The organism is Pantoea sp. X-Soil-ISGK-355, from assembly GCF_059730805.1.
In genome coordinates, this window is record NZ_AP035972.1 from 456,941 (window position 1) to 473,903 (window position 16,963).

At 48.6% G+C, this 16,963-nt stretch carries 17 protein-coding genes; 9 read left to right on the forward strand and 8 right to left on the reverse strand.

Annotated features, from left to right (window positions below; all coding sequences use genetic code 11):
* Positions 1-26 precede the first annotated feature (26 nt).
* Together AC6I8J_RS20825 and AC6I8J_RS20830 are read right to left on the reverse strand one after the other, a co-directional pair.
* Positions 27-1,007, reverse strand: coding sequence for a DUF1852 domain-containing protein (locus tag AC6I8J_RS20825; protein WP_161736137.1), 981 nt, complete (start codon positions 1,005-1,007; stop codon positions 27-29).
* A gap of 454 nt (positions 1,008-1,461) precedes the next feature.
* Positions 1,462-2,172: an IclR family transcriptional regulator gene (locus AC6I8J_RS20830; protein WP_497825806.1), complete on the reverse strand. Its 711-nt coding sequence runs from the start codon at positions 2,170-2,172 to the stop codon at positions 1,462-1,464.
* Positions 2,173-2,345: 173 nt separating this feature from the next.
* Here AC6I8J_RS20830 and AC6I8J_RS20835 point away from each other — a divergent pair, with 173 nt between their 5' ends.
* The 3 genes from AC6I8J_RS20835 to AC6I8J_RS20845 all read left to right on the forward strand — a co-directional run bounded on the left by AC6I8J_RS20835 (position 2,346) and on the right by AC6I8J_RS20845 (position 5,967).
* Positions 2,346-3,038 carry an RraA family protein gene (locus tag AC6I8J_RS20835; RefSeq protein WP_222925559.1) on the forward strand — a complete coding sequence of 231 codons (693 nt, stop codon included), beginning with the start codon at positions 2,346-2,348 and terminating at the stop codon, positions 3,036-3,038.
* The gene (locus AC6I8J_RS20840) at positions 3,038-3,985 is read left to right on the forward strand and encodes a hydroxyacid dehydrogenase (RefSeq protein ID WP_161736134.1); all 948 of its coding nucleotides are present in this window, start codon (positions 3,038-3,040) and stop codon (positions 3,983-3,985) included. The genes AC6I8J_RS20835 and AC6I8J_RS20840 overlap by 1 nt, the downstream gene beginning before the upstream one ends.
* Positions 3,986-5,328: 1,343 nt before the next feature.
* Positions 5,329-5,967, forward strand: coding sequence for an acyl-homoserine-lactone synthase (locus AC6I8J_RS20845; protein ID WP_497825807.1), 639 nt, complete (start codon positions 5,329-5,331; stop codon positions 5,965-5,967).
* Positions 5,968-5,980: 13 nt separating this feature from the next.
* Here AC6I8J_RS20845 and AC6I8J_RS20850 read toward each other — a convergent pair whose 3' ends face one another.
* On the reverse strand, positions 5,981-6,778 hold the full coding sequence (locus AC6I8J_RS20850) for a helix-turn-helix transcriptional regulator (protein ID WP_260058726.1): 798 nt from the start codon (positions 6,776-6,778) through the stop codon (positions 5,981-5,983).
* A gap of 742 nt (positions 6,779-7,520) precedes the next feature.
* Positions 7,521-8,861, reverse strand: coding sequence for an MFS transporter (locus tag AC6I8J_RS20855; protein ID WP_285088768.1), 1,341 nt, complete (start codon positions 8,859-8,861; stop codon positions 7,521-7,523).
* A gap of 417 nt (positions 8,862-9,278) precedes the next feature.
* Here AC6I8J_RS20855 and AC6I8J_RS20860 point away from each other — a divergent pair, with 417 nt between their 5' ends.
* On the forward strand, positions 9,279-9,749 hold the full coding sequence (locus AC6I8J_RS20860) for a DUF1203 domain-containing protein (RefSeq protein WP_253417776.1): 471 nt from the start codon (positions 9,279-9,281) through the stop codon (positions 9,747-9,749).
* 63 nt (positions 9,750-9,812) lie between these two features.
* On the opposite strand, the gene AC6I8J_RS20865 is transcribed toward AC6I8J_RS20860, so the two are convergent.
* On the reverse strand, positions 9,813-10,439 hold the full coding sequence (locus AC6I8J_RS20865) for a LysE family translocator (protein WP_497825808.1): 627 nt from the start codon (positions 10,437-10,439) through the stop codon (positions 9,813-9,815).
* A gap of 476 nt (positions 10,440-10,915) precedes the next feature.
* Here AC6I8J_RS20865 and AC6I8J_RS20870 point away from each other — a divergent pair, with 476 nt between their 5' ends.
* Positions 10,916-11,389: an Lrp/AsnC family transcriptional regulator gene (locus AC6I8J_RS20870; protein WP_161736129.1), complete on the forward strand. Its 474-nt coding sequence runs from the start codon at positions 10,916-10,918 to the stop codon at positions 11,387-11,389.
* Positions 11,390-11,392: 3 nt separating this feature from the next.
* On the opposite strand, the gene AC6I8J_RS20875 is transcribed toward AC6I8J_RS20870, so the two are convergent.
* Positions 11,393-11,845 carry a GNAT family N-acetyltransferase gene (locus tag AC6I8J_RS20875; RefSeq protein WP_497825850.1) on the reverse strand — a complete coding sequence of 151 codons (453 nt, stop codon included), beginning with the start codon at positions 11,843-11,845 and terminating at the stop codon, positions 11,393-11,395.
* 51 nt (positions 11,846-11,896) lie between these two features.
* Between AC6I8J_RS20875 and AC6I8J_RS20880 the strand changes: the two genes are divergently transcribed.
* The 3 genes from AC6I8J_RS20880 (at position 11,897) to AC6I8J_RS20890 (ending at position 13,585) form a co-directional block, all read left to right on the forward strand.
* Positions 11,897-12,130: an FAD-binding domain-containing protein gene (locus AC6I8J_RS20880; protein WP_161736128.1), complete on the forward strand. Its 234-nt coding sequence runs from the start codon at positions 11,897-11,899 to the stop codon at positions 12,128-12,130.
* Positions 12,127-12,927: an SDR family oxidoreductase gene (locus AC6I8J_RS20885; RefSeq protein WP_161736127.1), complete on the forward strand. Its 801-nt coding sequence runs from the start codon at positions 12,127-12,129 to the stop codon at positions 12,925-12,927. Before AC6I8J_RS20880 ends, AC6I8J_RS20885 begins: the two co-directional genes overlap by 4 nt.
* Positions 12,928-13,108: 181 nt before the next feature.
* On the forward strand, positions 13,109-13,585 hold the full coding sequence (locus AC6I8J_RS20890) for a glutathione peroxidase (protein WP_497825809.1): 477 nt from the start codon (positions 13,109-13,111) through the stop codon (positions 13,583-13,585).
* Positions 13,586-13,826: 241 nt separating this feature from the next.
* Here AC6I8J_RS20890 and AC6I8J_RS20895 read toward each other — a convergent pair whose 3' ends face one another.
* The gene (locus AC6I8J_RS20895) at positions 13,827-14,555 is read right to left on the reverse strand and encodes an SDR family NAD(P)-dependent oxidoreductase (protein WP_222925554.1); all 729 of its coding nucleotides are present in this window, start codon (positions 14,553-14,555) and stop codon (positions 13,827-13,829) included.
* Between the two features lie 98 nt (positions 14,556-14,653).
* On the opposite strand from AC6I8J_RS20895, the gene AC6I8J_RS20900 reads away from it, so the two are divergent.
* Complete coding sequence (locus tag AC6I8J_RS20900; protein ID WP_222925553.1) at positions 14,654-15,037, forward strand: winged helix-turn-helix transcriptional regulator; 384 nt, start codon at positions 14,654-14,656, stop codon at positions 15,035-15,037.
* A gap of 110 nt (positions 15,038-15,147) precedes the next feature.
* Here AC6I8J_RS20900 and AC6I8J_RS20905 read toward each other — a convergent pair whose 3' ends face one another.
* Positions 15,148-16,395 carry a diguanylate cyclase domain-containing protein gene (locus AC6I8J_RS20905; protein WP_497825810.1) on the reverse strand — a complete coding sequence of 416 codons (1,248 nt, stop codon included), beginning with the start codon at positions 16,393-16,395 and terminating at the stop codon, positions 15,148-15,150.
* Positions 16,396-16,963 lie beyond the last annotated feature (568 nt).

Sequence of the window (16,963 nt, forward strand, 5' to 3'; positions counted from 1 at the left end):
GCAGGTGACCTTTTGTTTTTAATTAATCAAAGAACGGATTCAGCAGACCATTGTGCGAGAAGTGTCTGATTAGGCTTGATGAAATGCGCCTCAGTAAACTTACCCTGCTCAACGGCCAGACGGCTACGCTCTTCGCGATCGTAAACGATGCGGGTTAATGAATAATCCTGATGGTGCAGCGTTGGCTGATAGCACTGTCCGGCTGCTGAATTCGCGTTATAAATTTCCGGGCGATAGATCTTCTGAAAAGTTTCCATGGTGCTGATAGTGCTGATCAGCTCCAGATTGGTGTAATCGCTGAGCAGGTCACCGTGGAAGTAGAAGGCCAGCGGCGCAACACTGCCCTGCGGCATAAAGAAACGCACTTTCAGGCCCATTTTTCCAAAATAAAAATCAGTCAGCGAAGGCGCATCCTGCTGGTATTCGATGCCCAGCACCGGATGCACATTACCGGTACGCACATAGGTATTTTTGCTCGACACACTCAGACAGATGACCGGAGACTTATTGAAGTTTTCTTTATAGGCCGCTGAGTTGACGAAGCTTTTAAAAATGTTGCCGTGCAGCTGGCCAAAATCATCCGGCAGACTGAATTCAGTCTGCCCTTTATTATGCTCTGTCAGCACCACGCTGAAATCATAATCACGTACGTAGGATGAGAAGTTATTGCCGACAATCCCTTCGAAACGTTCACCGGTTTTGTGATCGACGATATGGGTCTTCAGAATCTCAATCGCCGGGAACGATTCGTCGTTGCTGCCAGGACGAAGATTCAGCTCAGCAGAAATAATCTCAAGTTCGACAGCGTAACGGTCGCTTTTTGGGTTGTCCCAGTGCGCCAGCGCGTTAAACCGGTTGTCGATCATCGCCAGCGCGTTATGCAGGTTTTCCTGGCGTTTTTCACCACGCGCCAGATTAGCGAAGTTAGTCGTCGCCCGCGTATTTTTCGAAGGGTTATAGTTTTCGTCGAAACGAATGCGCTTAAGGGTAAAGGCTACGTTGTTCATCGCTATCGGGTATCCTGGTCGCTGATATGATTTGTTGCTTCAGGGTTATGCAACTTCGCTATCCCTTAACAAGCGTTCATATGACTCAAAGTTATTAACAATTCTTACTTTATGCCTCAACATCCGGTTGAAAAAAAGTGATTAAATTTCAACGAACATGAAGGAAATTCATGTTGAGGCGGGAAAGCGGGGAATTTTTCATGCGGCCAGCGTGCCTGAAAACATCTGGAGTGAAATCAGGATGTTTTAAGACGCTACGGAAATAAATAATTTTAATTTAAATCAATAAATTATTATCACCCCACCACATCTGCGAGGCTTTTGACGGTTTCGTACTCAGACACGCCGGACATCTTTTTATTCACCTTAGCGGAAATCAATCGATTCCAGCCTGCAGAAAATTGCTGCTAAGGGCACGGCCCTGACAGGGGATCACCTGTGCCCTACACATTTGCTAAATCTTATAAAAATTATCGCATGTCACTTTATGCGCGCCTGATTTAACTGAGAGCCGGCTGGCCGCTTCTTTCATCAGTTTCCCCAGTCCGCTCTCACACTTCGCCTGCGTCAGACGTGACGATGGCCCGGTGAGTGCCAGCGCAGCGAGCAGCCTGTCATCTTCCCCAAACACCGGTACGGAAAATGCCGCAATGTGCGGATCGCGCATCCCGGAGGTAAACAGCGGAAGTTCAGGTACAGCATCAAACAGGGGTTCGTGCTTGCCCCAGTAGCGAAGCACCTGCCCGATGGCAGAGTTATCCAGCGGCAGAAAGGTGCCGGGCAGACGCGTTTCACGCAGTCCTTCAGAAGGCTCAGCTCTGAACAGACAGAGTCGCTGATCATTTTCAATCACATACCATGAGGCGCTTTCACCCGTCGCGGTCGCCAGAGCGTGAAGCTCAGGCTGAACAATGCTGGCCAGATGGAAAGATTGTTCATAGAGCTTGCCCAGATAGAGCAGCCTCGGCCCCAGGGTATAGACGCCATTGTCACGGCGAATCACATAATTCATGCGCTCAAGTGAGTTCATCAGGCGATAGACCGTCGTTTTGTGATAACCCGACAGCTGCGCCAGCACGGTAAGCGTCAGCGACTCCTCGCCAGGTTTGAAACAATCCAGCAGCGCCAGCGCTTTTTCTACGGCAATTACGCCTTCATTCCCCATGGGTACGTCCTCCTGTATGCGACGGCAGGCAGTTTACCGCGCAATTTGTGATTCACATCGTATTTACATCACAAATGAGTGCTTAACACTGGTGCGATGCGAATTAACATCGATATAGTAGTTTTATATTGTACAACTAAGTTGTATCTGGTAAACCGAAAGAGGAATAATCTATGCCACATGCAGAGAATACCTTCATCAATCGCGACATTATCCGTGTCGCACCAGAGCTTGTTCAACAGGCGGCTCAGTTCCAGGCTGCGATACTGGCTGATGTCGCCGGTCGACGCGGGACGCTGCATGGTCGCGTCAAACCAGTCGCCTCCACGATGAAAGTCGCTGGTCCCGCTATCACCGTCGAGGTCCGGCCCGGCGATAATCTGGCGATCCATGCTGCACTGGCTATCGCCCAGCCGGGCGACGTAATTGTGGTTGATGGCAAAGGCGATATCAGCTGTGCATTAATCGGCGAGATTATGTCGGCCCAGGCTAAAGCCTCCGGCATTGCGGGGATTATCATTGATGGCGCGGTGCGTGACGCCGATGCACTGAGTACGAACGGCTTCCCGGTGTTTGCTGCAGGTCTGAATCCCTGTGGCCCGACCAAGTCTGTTGCGGGACGGGTCAACTATCCGGTTTCTGTCGCGGGCGCTGCCATTCAGCCCGGCGATCTGGTCATCGGAGATAGTGATGGCGTGGTGATTCTGCCGCGTGAAGAGATCCCTGCCCTGCTCGAGCTGGCGCAGAAAAAACTGGATTTCGAGACCGGGCGTATTGCCGCCATTCGTGATGGCGACCTTCGCGCGCCGTGGCTGGAGAAAGCCCTTCTTACCGCTGGCATGCTGGCGGATGGGGAGACGCTCTGATGACAACCCAACTTCCCGTCATTCTGGTCACGGCCAGCGATCTGGCTCCGCAGGCCGTCAGCCTGCTGAATGCGTTCAGCCTGGTTTATGCAGGCAAACAGCCGGACGAAGATACCCTGTTCAGACTCTGCCAGCAGCATAATCCGGTAGCGATAATTGTTCGTTACGGAAAAATTAATGCCCGCATCATGGATGCTGCGCCTGCCCTGCGCGTGATTTCCAAACACGGCAGCGGTATTGACGTTATCGATCAACAGGCAGCCGCGGCACGCGATATTCGTGTGCAGTCTGCGCCGGGTGCCAACGCAGCCGCTGTAGCCGAGCATACCTGGGCGATGATTTTGGCCTGCGCCAAATCCGTGATAACGCTGGATCAGCGCATGCGTCATGGGCACTGGGACAAATCCACGCATAAATCTGTGGAGCTGGAAGGCAGAACCCTGGGTCTGGTCGGGCTTGGTGCAATTGGCGGTCGCGTTGCCCGCATTGGGCGGGCGTTTGGTATGAAGGTGCTCGCCTATGATCCTTTTGCAAAAACCTTTCCTGATGAGTGTGAGTCCGCCTCACTTGACGACCTGCTGCAACAGGCAGACATCATTTCGCTGCACTGCCCGCTGACCGGACAGACACGCCAGATGATTAATGCAGAGAAACTGGCGTTGTTTAAAAAAGGCGCCATTCTGGTAAACACGGCACGCGGCGGTCTTATTGATGATGACGCGCTTTTAGCGGCACTGAACAATGGCACCGTCGCCTGGGCCGCACTGGATAGTTTCCCCACTGAACCTCTGACGGCACCGCATATCTGGCAGCATGTTGAGAATGTGATTCTGTCGCCCCACATTGGCGGCGTCAGTGACAACTCCTACGTGAAGATGGGTACGGTGGCGGCCAGTAATATTCTGAACGTTCTGGAATCTCTGAAAAATGAAAGCGCGGTGTCCTGAGCCATCTCTGTAGCCGACTAAACAGGCTTTATCGCTATGTAGTCGGCATTTTTACAGATTTGAGTCTCTGCAATCACTAAAAGCGTTAAGAAGCTATCATTGATGCCAGGGGGTTATAAATAATGCGTGTCTGCTTTTAGCGAACAGCTGAAGTCAGACTGATAACAAATCAGAATTGACTCCACCACCCTGGTATACGATCGGGAGTTCATTTACACATTTTCCAGACTCATAAATCCTGATATAACCCGTTGATGTCAACTTCGCGGACTTTTTCCGAATGAGGGATTAAGTCGTCGAGCTGCTTGTAGCGCTCACTCAAGCGTATGAAGTCAATCACGTCACAAATTCCTTTTTAATGAGGTCTGCAGGCTGAGAGTTTGAACCATTAAGCATCCCCTGACTTTATGGCACGTGACAGTTTTAACGAAAATGCCTGTTGAAGTTGATGCTTAGCTATTAGATTCGATCCTGCCGCGAGCCATTCGCTCAGGGCAGGATAACCTCAGTACGGGTCCCTGTCGGCAATAACGATGAGAGGATGCCACATCCAGATGAAAAACAAAAAACCGCCTCATGACAGATAACTTTCAGAGCCTGAATTTATTTTCCACGCGACGAGCCATGGCCTTTAAGCTTGATATTAAGTTACGCTTAATTTAGCTGGTGAGCCAAAGCAATATGAGTTTGATGGAAACGTCGAAGGCCGCATTAAGGATGAATACCTGAAAGAAAAGGGGTTCAGAGATATTCTTCATGTGCGGAAAATAATGAATAACTGTCAGCAGACTAATAATGCCTGCATAGTCAGGTGATCTCAGAATCACCATAAGCGTTCTTAAAATATGGAAAATTATATAAATTGAAAATAAGAAGTTAAAAAAACGATAGTATTAACTCATCACTACTTATGATAACGCTGGCAGGCTAACCGCTGAAGTGCTTTCAGACAGACTCACTGCAGTAGCTATCAAATGAAGAGCAATGTTGCTAGCTTAATGCGTATTTTTACATCCATTACTTGACTGGAGTAACTGAACAGGAAATTTTGCCCCTTAAAACACTAAGGGGCAATAAATTAATGATGGTTATTTGACTTATTTCGTATTCTGGTATTTTTATTATTTGAATGCTTTTTGCACTCTGTACGCAAGACTTTAAAAATCACATAATCTTGCGTGGTTTTCCCTGGTGTTGCATTGGTCTTTGACCGCCTGACCGCTATGCATTGAAAGTGCTAAGCAGTCAGGCACATTTTTATTATAAGACCTGTACGATATAATAAAAGCTGTCCTTAAGGGCAGGGGTGATAGTTTCATCATGTGATTATTTAGGGGGAGTTAATGAGTTCTGCTATTGATTTTTTTTTGCGTGATTATGATGAATTGTCGGTTGAACAAGCGAATGAGTTATACCGGCTGAGAAGAAAAACATTTCGGGATCGGCTCGACTGGGAGGTCGAATGCATTGACGGTATGGAAAAGGACCTTTTTGATAACAAAAACACAACTTACTTACTGGGTATGCACGCCGGTAAATTGCTATGCGGCGCACGATTCATAGACTCGACGCAGCCGACGATGATGAGCGAAATTTTCCATAAATACTTCTCAGGTGTATGTCGTCTCCCTACAGATATTCCCTGCTGTGAAATTACTCGCCTGTTTTTAGACAAAGAAAGACGTGATGCTGCAAAACTGGATGGTTTACCCGCCAGTAAAGCATTATTTCTTGCAATGATTATTTTTTGCATGAAGAAGAAATATTCAGGGATGTACGCAGTGGTCAGTCGCGGCATGTATGCCATATTTCGCCACGCCAACTGGAAAACAGAGGTCATTCAAAAAGGGATTTCTGAAAAAGGAGAAGTTATCTACTATATTTTTATGCCTGCTAACAGTAGCGTCATTGAGGATATCATCATTAAGGACAAACACTCTGAATGGCTTCGTGAGAAGCTACAGCACTTACGCCATCTTTAAATAAGTATCTGGCTCAGTTTTCCAGTAAGCGGAGTTCTGCGCCAAGTTTTATAGCGTGTCTTGCGTTATTAACACCGAGTTTTTTCATTACATTACCCATGTGGAATTTTACCGTGCGCTCTGCAATGGATAAAATAATAGCAATCTCAGCATATGTTTTCCCGTCACTGACCCACTTAAGAATCTGTCGCTCTCGCGGTGATAAAAAGGCATTTTTTTTCTGCTGATGTTGACTATATAGATTGAGCGTCTTCTGGTGCAGATGAATAAGGAAACTCATGAATTTTGACCGATGTTTATCAATGTCAAACTCGAAATCCTTCTTCCCAATAACAGATAATACAACCAGGTTATTCAGGTAGTCATGCAGAGGAAATGTCTGCCCCCGATATATGTTATATTGAAAACTTTCGTTGAAAATCCTGGTGAGATTGTAACCTTCTGACAAAATAACTTCATTCTCCCAAAAGTAGTCTTCAACGCAGCGCAAGCCGCGGATAATGACGGGATCGATAAACTGATATTTTCTTTCAAGGTAAACATCAAACCACGCCGGATTGTTATTGATAATCTGCATCTGCGAAGGGTCTTTTTTATTCATAATAGCGTATGCATAGATAATACCCGGGTAATCCTCGAAGAATGCATCCAGTTCCTCCTGGATCAACGAATTTATCCTTTGGTCGTTATAGTATGTATCCTTCACGTCAGCTGTTACCTTCAGGTTGAGTGGTTTAGAAGTATAATCTGGTTCATGAACTGCTGTGAATCGTATTTTCACCCAACTCACATATCCGAAGGACAACATCATACAGTAATATCCCACTCATTTCTGCCTTAAGAAAGCGAGGACAGGAGTGGCTCATGAGATTGTTGATGGGTATCGGAACGTTGACATAACACCATGATCAACAGGAATAGCCGAATAGTTTTTGACGGTTATAGGTAATGCATGCCTGTCTGAAGCGACAACAGCAACGTTCCTTGCAAATCCTTAGTAAGGAAAGGCTGGAGGATCGTGCAGGGGTATGGATCTGTCTTCAACGGGCGGGGAATTGTGATCATGAATTTTCATCAGGTATTGACGCCTGACAGACTTCTTTTAAGCGAAGTGCTTCTTAGATTGCATCCTGTTTTTCTGATCCTAAACTCTTGCTAAATTTCTCTTAGCGAATACTTCCCTGCTTGCTTTATGTCACCCGCATTTTAAAAATTACCTCATGGAATATATGTACTTCCTGATGGTTGTAATATGAATGTTTCAGCCCACCGGGGGTTTTCTCTTCACTCCTGCTCTGATGCAGGCTTTGAGCCATCGCTTTTAGAGGGTGCGAGGCTTTAAACCCACTTGTATGATGAGGTAATAGAACTTACCGTTCAAAGCGAAAGTCTGTGACAGAAAGCCTGATCTCGTCTCTGCTCAATTAATCCACTGACGTCTTAAAATCAAAAGATGAATATTCAAAGGCTATTCAAAACAGTGCTCTTGTGTCAGTAACGCTGAAAGGACTCACCTGCAGACGCAATGTTCAGCATCTGCAGATGATATTACGTTATTTACTGACTGGCGAAGCGTGCGTGTCAACTTCGATGTTTAACTGTTTTCTGCGACCCATAACCAGCACCGCAATACCGCCGATGCCACAGAGGATTGCCAGTGGCATCATTGCCAGCGTATGGCTGCCGGTCGCCTGATTAATGATGCCGTAAACGTTGACCATTAATCCTCCGCCAATCAGGTTCGCCATCGCACCGATAGCGGCCAGACCCGCAGCAGCGGTAGTGGATGACATCCATCCCGATGCCAGCGCCCAGAAAGGTCCTTTCATTGAGTAGGCACCCATTAATACCAATGACAGGATGACAACACTGCCGGTCAGGCTGTTAGTGATAAAGGCGGAGAGCAGACCACCCGCAATCAGGAACAGCGTTAATGCGGTATGCCAGCGACGCTCGCCGCTTCGGTCAGAACTTCTGCCCCATACAACCATCAGAATGGATGCCAGACCGTAAGGAATCGCATTGACTAAACCGGTGGAGAAGTTATCCAGCCCGAACGATTTCAGCAGTTGCGGAGACCAGACGCTCAGCGTTGATCCCGCCGCAGAAGCACCCGCATAAATCAGCGCCATCACCCAGATATGCTTGTGACGCAGTAACTGCCATAGCGAGATATGACCAATCGCTTTTTTCTTCTCGTTTTCTGCCTGAATAGTTGTACTCAGCCACGCTTTTTGTTCCTGATTTAACCAGCTGGCGTCAGTCGGACGATTACTGAGTAAAAAGAAGGCTGCAATCCCCAGAACCACCGCCGGAATACCTTCCAGGATGAATAACCAGTGCCAGCCACGCATGCCCAACCAGCCGTCGAACGACAAAATCAGGCCGGAGATAGGCGACCCTATAAAGTTCGCTGCCGGGATTGCCACCATGAAGGTTGCAATCACACGCGCACGGTACTTGCCCGGGATCCAGTAAGTCAGATAAAGAATCACGCCAGGGAAAAAGCCTGCCTCGGCTGCACCCAGTAAAAAGCGCAGTACGTAGAGCGTATTGGCACTTTCAACAAAAGCAGTACAGACCGAAATAATGCCCCACGATACCATGATGCGAGAGATCCAAATCTTTGCGCCAATTTTCTGCATGGCGAGGTTACTGGGAACTTCAAACAGGAAGTAACCCACGAAAAACAGGCTGCTTGCAAAACCAAATACCGCTTTCGACAACCCTAAATCTTCGTTCATCTGTAATGAAGCCATTCCGATGTTGCCGCGGTCGATGATGGCAATCAGATAACAGACAATCAGAAAGGGCAAAATGCGCCAGACCACCTTCTTAACGGTCTGCTGCTCAATATCGGCAGAGAATGTCGTGATGTGCTGTTTTTCAGACATGATAATCCTCACAATTTTGTCATCGGTTTAGGGCAGTGGAGAAACCGCATTATTGTACGATGTACAACAGCAATGTACTGAGTAAAACTATTATCACGATAAAATCTTACCCCTGCCTGACGATGTAATCAGGTTGTGTTAGTTGTCACAAAAAAGTATTCATCTGTTTTTGTTTATGTGATGGGCATGTCGTTAACGGGTCGGATTCAGCGATCTTTCTCCGAGGTACCAATCAGAGAACAGGTATGGAGGAGAAAAAATAGGGTGTTTTGAGGTTCAGTGGCTAATGATTGCAACACGTGCGACGACCAAAGGTTTATGTCACTGATTCCCCGGACCGAAAACGGCGAGTTTTGCCCCAGGCTATTCGATAACGTAATGACTCGCGGTGTAACGATGGAAACCACAGGGGTCATTATGAAATACAAAATCTCCGGCCTGAAAGCCGAGCCGTTTGCTCATCTTTTTGGACAAAGCGAAAGCTATCTGAAAAATCATAATGCTATACGACAAACGGTAGAGTGCTATCCGGGTTATCCTGACCGTATCTCATTGTGTGATATCCCCGTCGGTGAAACCGCTTTGCTGATCAATCACATCTATCAGCCTGCAGACTCCCCCTTTTTTGGCACTCATGCGATTTATGTCTGGGAGGGATGCACCCGACAAGGCATTTACCTGAATGCCTTACCCGAAGTGATGCAAAGCAGAATTCTGTCACTGCGGGCCTTTAACAAGGAACATTTTTTAATAGTGGCAGACATAGCTGAAGGGAAACTTGCTGAAAACCTCATAGGCCTTTTGTTTAGCGATTCACAGGTGAGTTATATCCAGATACATAATGCGAAACAAGGATGCTATTTATGTTGTGCTGAGCGTTGTGAATGACGAGTCAACTCAGATGTATCTGATGTGTTGCAGAATCCTCTTCTGGCCCTGAGGTGCTGGCTTTTACAAAGTCTTTATCACCATGCCGACTGCGGCCAGCATCATAATGAATCCGGCTGCACGGAAAATGCGTCGTTGCGCTTTTTCACTGGTGAGAAGGTGGCGTATTCTGAGCGCAGCAAGTATAAAAACCGCGCCTACACCCAAAAGGACAATCACGGTTAGCGGTACCAGAATTCCTCCCCACATCTTCAATGATGCATTATCCAGAGAGATTACCAGAGGCAATATTGCCAGATAAAAAGCGATGGTTTTAGGATTTCCCAGCGTGATGGTCAGCCCTGAAAACCAGGCTGAAGCCAGTTCTCGTTTTGTCGCTTTCCGGGCAATGTTTATAGTCTGAGGCTGGTGACACCAGAATTTCCATGCCAGCATACATAGATAGAGTGATGCAGCCCAGTTAATCAGAGCGAAGAGAGAAGTATAGGTATGAGCGATCACCGCCAGCCCAAATACCGCTATAGATAAATAGATTAAGTCTCCGAGAATAAGGCCGGCCAGCATCGTAAAGCCCGTCATCGCCCCACCACTTACACTGCGAGCGACTAATGCAGTCATACCCGGACCCGGAATTACGGCAGCTAAACCGAGCGCAGCCGTATAAGCTATTATCTGAGCGGCATCTGACATGATGATTCCTTTTAGTATCTAATTTCAGGAAGATCGGTTTGATATAATGTCTTAAACATATCTGGCCTGAGTGAAAAAGGAGTAACTCAGGCAGTAATAGCCTTAGTTGTTTTTAATCCTTTTTTGCCCGTGGTGCGCGTATCTGGCTCCATTATTAAGCTTGCCTGTTTTAATGATATTAACTGCCATGCACCGTCCGTTACTTTATCGATGTAACACTGCGGGATGCACATGACTCAATCTGCATGGGTGCCTGAGAAATATGGCGTATCCCATGCGCCATTTAAAATAAAAATGCCAAAACAGATTAAATGCAGATTCATACTCCCCCCAAAACTGTGTGTAATAACTGTTTAGATAGTGAATTTATTATGCAGAAATGATGCGGAAAATTGTTACCTATATCATTTACTAAATGCCGCTTTTAAGGTAAAAACAACCCTTTAATGCTTATGAAAAGAAAGGAATTTCCTCATATGGCCCTTAGCCTGACAGATATGAAAATCCTTGAAATTTTACAGGATGATGCTCGCGTCACTAACCAGGTGCTGGCAGAGAAAATAAACCTTTCAGCTTCTCCCTGCTGGCGCAAGGTCCGCAAGCTCGAAGAAGATGAAGTTATTCAGGGCTACCGTGCGGTTCTTGATCGCAAAAAAATTGGTCTGGGTGTGATGGTTTTCATTCGGGTCGTTATTGACAGTCATAGCGAGGCGGAGGCCAGAAAATTTGAAGAAGAAGTGACCGCGCTGGAGGATGTGGTTGCCTGTTATAGCATCGGAGGGGATGCCGACTTTCTGCTACAGGTTGTGGCATCAGATCTGGACTCTTATGCTGATTTTGCCATGTCAGTGGTACGCAGATTGCCAGGCATCAAAGAAATGCAGAGCATGTTTGTGCTTAAAGAAATCAAACCACTCGTCACTTATCCGATTAAGAAAACCCCTGAATAAATATCATTTCAGGATTTTCGCAAAGCACACCGCCTCTTTGCGATTAATGCAGGGTCCATAATTATCAATCCGTTCATAACCCTTTCTCAGATAAAAATTTACAGCCTTATGGTTAACAGAACGCGTTTCAAGCCAGATTTGGCTATAACCCACACTAAGGGCAGCGTTTTCCAGGAAAGTGAGCAAAGCACCACCAATAGCCGGGGAACTACGATCTGAGAACATCCTTTTAAGTTCGGCAATATGTCCGGTTAACGGTCTGATTGCACCACACCCTACTGCTCTGCCCTTGTCGTTTCTGGCAATTACCCAAAGCGATCTCATATCATTCAAAGAGTCCATGGTGAAGTTACTGTTGCCGCCATCACCAGTAATCGCCGCAAGCTTAGCTGACAGTTTACTTACCAGAAGTTGTGACTCTGCTGAGCGAGGATCTGCTTTTTCGACCGTTATCATGCTGATACCCTTTTTGATGATTACAGTCAGGATAAAAGGAGATGAACCCAAATGCATCCCGGTCATTTTCCGCCAATCCCGATACCGACCACAACATCAACCAACCCCGCACTTCGCATCTATAATTCAGTGTCCCAGGCCCATGCGCGCGATCCGGCCACCAGCTTTCTCATCGTATGGGTGTCTGAAAATCGTGGTGTCAGCGATACCTCGATTTTCAATGCCATGATGAAGCCCGCCGGATTTAACAAGCTCATCATTTACAGAATTAAGGAAGCCACATGATCTTATCACTCGAAAATCAGGTTGCACTGGTTACCGGCGCTAGCTCAGGTCTCGGCTATGCCTGCGCAGAAGCACTTGCCAAAGCAGGTGCTGGTGTGGTGGTTAACTACCATAGCCAGGCGGAACCTGCCGAAGAGCTGGTTGAAAAAATCCGTGCAGACGGTGGACGCGCCATTGCAGTAAAGGGAGACGTATCAAAAGAGGCTGATGTAGAAAATCTCTTTGCCCAGACGATTGCTGAATTCGGCAGGCTGGATATCCTGGTGGCTAACTCAGGGCTGCAGAAAGATGCGCCTTCCATTGAGATGTCGCTTGCAGACTGGAATACCGTTCTGGACGTGAACCTGACCGGGCAGTTCCTTTGCGCACGGGCTGCGCTGCGTCAGTTTCGTGACCAGGAGCACCGCCCGGAGATCAGTCGGGCTGTAGGTAAGATCATTCATATGAGCTCGGTTCATCAGCTCATTCCCTGGGCCGGACATGTTAATTACGCCGCCTCAAAAGGCGGGGTTGATTTGCTGATGAAAAGCCTGGCACAGGAAGTAGGCGAAGATCGCATACGCGTAAACTCAGTCGCACCCGGCGCTATCGCGACTGCCATTAACGAAGAAGCGACCCAGGGCGAAGCGGGTAAAGCGTTGTTAAAACTCATCCCTTATGGGCGTATCGGTGCGGCGGAAGATGTGGCGAATGCAGTGGTCTGGCTGGCCAGTGATCTTTCCGACTATGTTCATGGCACTACACTGTTTATCGATGGTGGGATGAGTCTTTATCCCGGATTTCGCGATAATGGTTAAGTGATGTGTCTGGAATGATATTAACTACCTGGCGGTAAGAGTGCTGCTCTTCCCGCCAGGTGCATTCAGCGATTGCTCGCGCCGCAGATATCGAACCAGACACTCAATCTCGTGATCCAACGCCGTTATCCGCACTGTGCTAATGTTGACGGACAACAGGTTCCGCTCTGAGGATTGCATCATGTCTCCCTTTTATCAACTCTCTGCCACCAGCCTGAATGGTCAGCCAATCCCGATGGCCGACTATGCTGGCAAGGTGGTTCTGGTGGTGAATACCGCCAGTCATTGTGGATTCACGCCACAATATGCAGGGCTTGAAACACTCTACAAAAAGTATACCGCTCAGGGCCTGGTGATACTCGGTTTTCCCTGTAACCAGTTCGGTAAACAGGAACCGGGTAGTGCCGATGACATCGCGCAGACATGCCACATCAACTATGGTGTGAGTTTTCCTATGTCAGGAAAAGTAGACGTTAACGGCACCGGAACGCACCCGATTTTCCGTTACCTGAAAGAAGAATTACCCGGCGTGCTGGGTGGCCGTATTAAATGGAACTTCACTAAGTTCCTGATTGGGCGTGATGGCAAACCCATCAAACGATTTGCCCCGACCACTACGCCGGAAAAAATGGAAGCTGCCATTCTGGCTGCACTTTAAGAGGGTGAGAGTGGGGATGGGCCATTAATGTAGAAGATGAAATTAACGATGTTCAGAGCCCGACATTTATTATTCTTTGTGCTCTTGTCAATTTGGAACTTATCTGCCGATATCAGCGAATACTCAGCCTTTACTCGCTTCGCAACCTGATACCTGCGAAAGCTTCAATGGGCAAAGTGATTTTGCTGATGGTCAGAATGGCGTCACAGGCACGATAACCCGTGACGCTCTCAAGGGTATTTTATGCAATCATCCCGCCATCAATCACCAGCTCGGTGCCACTGATATAGCTGCTTTCATCTGAAGCCAGGAACAGTGCCGCAGCCGCCACCTCCTCAGGATTTCCCAGCCGCTTTGCCGGGATCCGGGCGGTCAGCGTCTGCCTGACTTCATCGCTGGCCCGGTCAAACATCGGGGTATTGGTCGGACCAGGACTCAGCGTGTTGACCCTGATGCCGCGCGGTGCCAGCTCACTATTCCAGGTGCGGGCATAAGACCGTACCGCGGCCTTGCTGGCGGAATAGCTGCCATAACCGGGATTCGCTATCGCGCCCGCAACGGAACCCACCAGCACGACACTGCTGCCCTCGCCCATCAGCCGCACTGCGTGCTGCACCGTCAGCACCATGGCTCGCACATTCAGATTAAAAGCGCGATCGATGTGTTCTTCCGTGGTCTCTTCCAGGCTGGCCGGTTCTGACACACCTGAAGCGTTGACGAGGATATCAAGGCGACCCGCTCTGGTGCCCAGGGTTTCGAACAGACGCGCAAGGTCATTTGAGCGGGTGATATCGCCCTGAATGGCCTCGACCTGACCGCCGATCAGTGCGACTGCCTCAGCCAGCTGCGCTTCCCGTCGGCCGATGATAAAAACGCGTGCACCTTCCTCTGCAAAACGGCGAGCGACAGCAAGACCGATACCGCTATTACCCCCGGTGACAAGGGCGATTTTTCCACTCAGTTTCATCATTGCGACTCCGGATAGAGGTTAGACACCTGATGGTATATTTATTATATTTAGTGTCAATTACGCACCTGATGTACACCAGATATCCTAAAGGAAACCTCATGGCAACTGATATCACCCAGCTACTGGCCGAGATCAACAGCACGCGCCCTGTCCTGGAACAGGTAGCGAATAAGTGGTCGGTCTTAATCCTGACTGTATTATGCTCTCAGCCCTCACGTTTTAATGCCATCAAACGCAGGCTCGACCCCATCACCCATAAATCTCTGACAGAGGCCTTACGCCGGCTGGAACGCAACGGACTGGTAAGCCGCCGTGTGATTGCTTCATCGCCAGTGGCGGTCGAATATGCGATTACGCCGCTGGGACGGACATTGCAGGATCCTTTCGTCGCGCTGGTGAACTGGGCAAAGCAACATGGAGGTGCCATGGAGCAGGCGCAGGTGGATTATGATGAAGGGCGGGATAGCGAAGAATCTGCATGAACTTAGCCTGAGCGACGTTCCTGCATGTTGATAGCGTAGGGTGATGAGCAGATAAGTGCAGGATAACCACTTAAGGAGTGAAAGCGGAGACGCGCCATCATATACAACGGCTACTCCGCTGCTGGCTCAAAAAACTGATAAGAACCATCACGTCGTGCTTTAGCCTGATACATCGCCTTATCTGCATTCTCGAATAACATTTTAGCCGTTGCTGTCCCGAAGCGGGCAAGGCTGATACCAATCGCTGCGCCGATGCGTACATCCATGCTATTGATGGCGAAAGGTGCATGCAGACTGTCAATAATCCGCAGGGCAATAGCTGACGCGGCCTCGTGATTGCTGCATTTAGCAGCCACAACAAACTCATCACCACCCAGTCGGGCAACAGAGTCGCCCGGACGCATACAGTGCTGCAGCCGTTCACTGACCTGCTGCAGCAGGGCATCGCCTGTTGCATGACCCATCAGATCGTTCACCGCCTTGAAGCCATTCAAATCGATAAACATCACTGTGGTGTAGGCCTGATCGTCTGCCTGCGCCAGCATGAATCCCACCTTCTCGTTAATCCAGGCACGATTGTGCAGCCCGGTCAGCGTGTCCAGGGTTGCCAGCCTCTCAAGATTACGCATCCGTTCTTTGTCCCGCGTGATGTCGCGCGACACCAGCACGGCACCAATATTTTTTCCTGAACTGGGATTGATGACGCCACAGGCTTTGGTACCCAGTGAGATGTAATGGCCGTCGCGATGCAGTTTACGCACCTCAACGACATCCGGCAGTACCCCGCCGCTGAAGATGCATCCCAGCGCTTCGGTAGCTAACTCGCGGTCATCGGGGTGCAGGAAATCCACGACCAGTTGCCCCACAACCTCTTCGGTTGTCCAGCCTATGATTTCGCTGTAAGAGGGAGAAATTGATACGTATCTGCCCTCCGCGTCGCAATGGGCGATCAGATCGGTACTGTTTTCAATCAGAAGACGATATTCCGCCGCCGTGCGCAGTGCATCTTCCAGCGCTTTACGCTGCCCGGTCACATCCAGAATAAAGCCGTTGTATTGCAGATGGGAGGTGCCAGGCTGGCAATCCGGCAGGCCGGAAACAAGAACCCGACGCGTCTTGCCATCAAGACAATGAATCGGCACTTCAATATGGAAAGGCCTCAGCAATTCCAGGGCTGCAGTCAGTTGCAGTGCGATCTTTGCATCGTCGTCAGCCTGCGCCAGTCTCAGCCATGAACTCAGCGTCACGCCTTTAAGCTCAGGTATCAGACCCGCAGGACTTTCCTGACTGGCGATGCAGATCCCCTGAGCATCCGTAGACCAAACAGCGGTAAAAGAAGGTTTGATCATTGGATTCATGGTGGCCGACTCCGACGTTGCTGACGATGTTAAATAAGTTCAATACACGTCGCTACAGACCTGATTATAACCGTTAATGCCTGACTGTAGCTGAGGGAGGCTATGGATAAGGGTTCAGTATTGCGGGCCGTGATAAATGCTGGTGGAAACTGAGGCCTTACCGGCAGCAGTTTCTGAGGTGCCTTCTCCTGTGGCATTACGTAAAGCTGTCAGGTTGCAGTGTCAGAAGTATGAGTCTGTGTATATCGGCTCATCGGGACATAATCTTTAATCACGGCTTGTTGTCTGATGGCTGTGAACCCTGGAACCGGCAGAACATTGTTCCGACAGTAAATCCCTGCGGGTTTTGGGGCGTCACTCAGTCATGTCATTCCGGCTGGCTGAATGGCGGAGGGACTGATAGCCAGACTGACAAAGACTAAGCTGCTGACAATTAATTGCGCTTCACAATTTGTTAATTTTTTTTACTCGCAGATAATGTGCTGTCAGAAAGAGACATCTGAGCCATTCTGAAAAGCCCTTCAGGGCAGTGAGGATTTAACACCCCGCAAGACGTATAAAAAATCTT

Excerpts from the sequence above, each read along its gene's own strand:
- AC6I8J_RS20895 (WP_222925554.1), bottom strand. The coding sequence starts at position 14,555 with ATGATGAAACTGAGTGGAAAAATCGCCCTTGTCACCGGGGGTAATAGC.
- AC6I8J_RS20845 (WP_497825807.1), top strand. The coding sequence starts at position 5,329 with ATGAGTTCTGCTATTGATTTTTTTTTGCGTGATTATGATGAATTGTCG.
- AC6I8J_RS20830 (WP_497825806.1), bottom strand. The coding sequence starts at position 2,172 with ATGGGGAATGAAGGCGTAATTGCCGTAGAAAAAGCGCTGGCGCTGCTG.
- AC6I8J_RS20850 (WP_260058726.1), bottom strand. The coding sequence starts at position 6,778 with ATGATGTTGTCCTTCGGATATGTGAGTTGGGTGAAAATACGATTCACA.
- AC6I8J_RS20825 (WP_161736137.1), bottom strand. The coding sequence starts at position 1,007 with ATGAACAACGTAGCCTTTACCCTTAAGCGCATTCGTTTCGACGAAAAC.
- AC6I8J_RS20905 (WP_497825810.1), bottom strand. The coding sequence starts at position 16,395 with ATGAATCCAATGATCAAACCTTCTTTTACCGCTGTTTGGTCTACGGAT.
- AC6I8J_RS20860 (WP_253417776.1), top strand. The coding sequence starts at position 9,279 with ATGAAATACAAAATCTCCGGCCTGAAAGCCGAGCCGTTTGCTCATCTT.
- AC6I8J_RS20900 (WP_222925553.1), top strand. The coding sequence starts at position 14,654 with ATGGCAACTGATATCACCCAGCTACTGGCCGAGATCAACAGCACGCGC.
- AC6I8J_RS20885 (WP_161736127.1), top strand. The coding sequence starts at position 12,127 with ATGATCTTATCACTCGAAAATCAGGTTGCACTGGTTACCGGCGCTAGC.
- AC6I8J_RS20835 (WP_222925559.1), top strand. The coding sequence starts at position 2,346 with ATGCCACATGCAGAGAATACCTTCATCAATCGCGACATTATCCGTGTC.
- AC6I8J_RS20890 (WP_497825809.1), top strand. The coding sequence starts at position 13,109 with ATGTCTCCCTTTTATCAACTCTCTGCCACCAGCCTGAATGGTCAGCCA.
- AC6I8J_RS20870 (WP_161736129.1), top strand. The coding sequence starts at position 10,916 with ATGGCCCTTAGCCTGACAGATATGAAAATCCTTGAAATTTTACAGGAT.
- AC6I8J_RS20865 (WP_497825808.1), bottom strand. The coding sequence starts at position 10,439 with ATGTCAGATGCCGCTCAGATAATAGCTTATACGGCTGCGCTCGGTTTA.
- AC6I8J_RS20880 (WP_161736128.1), top strand. The coding sequence starts at position 11,897 with ATGCATCCCGGTCATTTTCCGCCAATCCCGATACCGACCACAACATCA.
- AC6I8J_RS20840 (WP_161736134.1), top strand. The coding sequence starts at position 3,038 with ATGACAACCCAACTTCCCGTCATTCTGGTCACGGCCAGCGATCTGGCT.
- AC6I8J_RS20855 (WP_285088768.1), bottom strand. The coding sequence starts at position 8,861 with ATGTCTGAAAAACAGCACATCACGACATTCTCTGCCGATATTGAGCAG.
- AC6I8J_RS20875 (WP_497825850.1), bottom strand. The coding sequence starts at position 11,845 with ATGATAACGGTCGAAAAAGCAGATCCTCGCTCAGCAGAGTCACAACTT.